Source organism: Ensifer sp. ENS09 (assembly GCF_014852425.1).
GTDB lineage: Bacteria > Pseudomonadota > Alphaproteobacteria > Rhizobiales > Rhizobiaceae > Ensifer.
Genome location: NZ_JACVBP010000014.1, coordinates 1 through 1,507 on the forward strand (window position 1 = coordinate 1; position 1,507 = coordinate 1,507).

The window sequence follows — 1,507 nt, forward strand, 5'->3', positions numbered from 1 at the left end:
AATCCTCTACCGATAACGCAAAGGGGTAATTCGTGCGCTCCTCACTGCCAAGCCATTCAATCCCATGGAGCGCTTGGCCGGTTTCGCCATGCTTTTTGTCCTCAGGCAGTGGCCGCATCATATTGTGGCGGTAATTCAACAATGCGCTGAACAACGGCGCAGAAGCTCCAATTGCGCTGCAGCGTTGCGCCAGAGCAAGAGACGCGTGCTCATGATTAAGGAGGTCGGCCAATAGGGAATGGGTGCGCCGTACGCTTTCTTCCGCTGGTGTATCATCCAGATCCAAACGCAGGGGCAGGGTGTTGATGAACAGCCCCATAGCCTGATCTGCCCCTACGCCAGCATGCATGCGACCGAACAAGACCGTTCCAAACACAACCTGTTCACGGCCGCTTGTGCGAGCCACGACCTGCCCCCAGGCCAAGTGACATAGGCTGGCCAGGCTAACTCCGAGACGTCTCGCATGCCCCCGCAGCCGATCATTCAGATCCTGGGGCAACAGACGATATCCCTCGCTTATCTGGCTGCCATCATTATGCACGTTACCGAGACCAAAAGGCAGCGTCGGCTCGTCTATATCCGCCAACATCGCCTGGAAGAACCGTTCGTGCTCTTCTTGGCTGACTCCCAAACGCGCTTGGGCGATCAAGTTTCGGAATGGTTGCGGGGAGGGCAATTCATGCCCTCTCCCTGCAAGAAACGCCTCAATCTCAGCATGGAGATTCTCGAGTGTGGAATGATCCCCAATGAGGTGATGCATCAACTCGATCACCAGCCAGCGCTCGCTTCCTGGTTCCTGGGCAATTATAAAACGCAACAATGGCGCATGGTTCAGATCAATGCGGTCTCGGCGAGGGTCAAAGCATTTCGCCATTTGTACGGTAGCGGAACCGGCCTCAGTATCGAGCTCTACTTCCGTCAAGATTAAGGGGGCCTTACGCAAAACCACCTGTGCCGGAGTGGAGATATGCTCCCAAATAAACATGGTGCGCAGAATATCGTGGCGATCAATCACCTGTTGTACGGCATCCAGGTAATGATTAAGACGACCCCGGTCCGTAAAAACCATCCGGCTGACCAACAAGTAAGGGTCGCCGCACTCTGCAAGAAGATGATGGAACAGGATGCCATCTTGCAAGGGTGACAGGCCATAAATATCTTGAATGTTGGCAATGCCGCTAGGAACGCGAGAGGCAATCTGATCGATATCGGCTTGCGTTAACCGAATTAGCGGCAACATATCCGGCGTGATGGCTTGGGCACCGGAACCAATCCTATTGTCCGGAACGGACACTTCACGATGATGGCCCAAAGCACTAGCCAAGTCTGCCAGCACAGGTTGGGCAAATAAAGTGTGGAATTTGATGCCAAGTCCTTGATGACGTAGTCGTTCCATTAGTTGGACTGCCAGAAGCGAGTGTCCGCCAAGCTCAAAGAAATGGTCGTTCCGGCTCACCCGGTCGACACCCAATAGATCACTCCAGATGGCGGCCAATATCTGCTCAAT

1 protein-coding gene is annotated in these 1,507 nt (G+C 54.1%); it reads right to left on the reverse strand.

Translation table 11 applies throughout. The annotated features are described in order from the left end of the window. Positions 1 to 1,507: condensation domain-containing protein (locus IB267_RS33010; RefSeq protein WP_246810938.1), on the reverse strand; the 1,507-nt coding region annotated here is incomplete at both ends.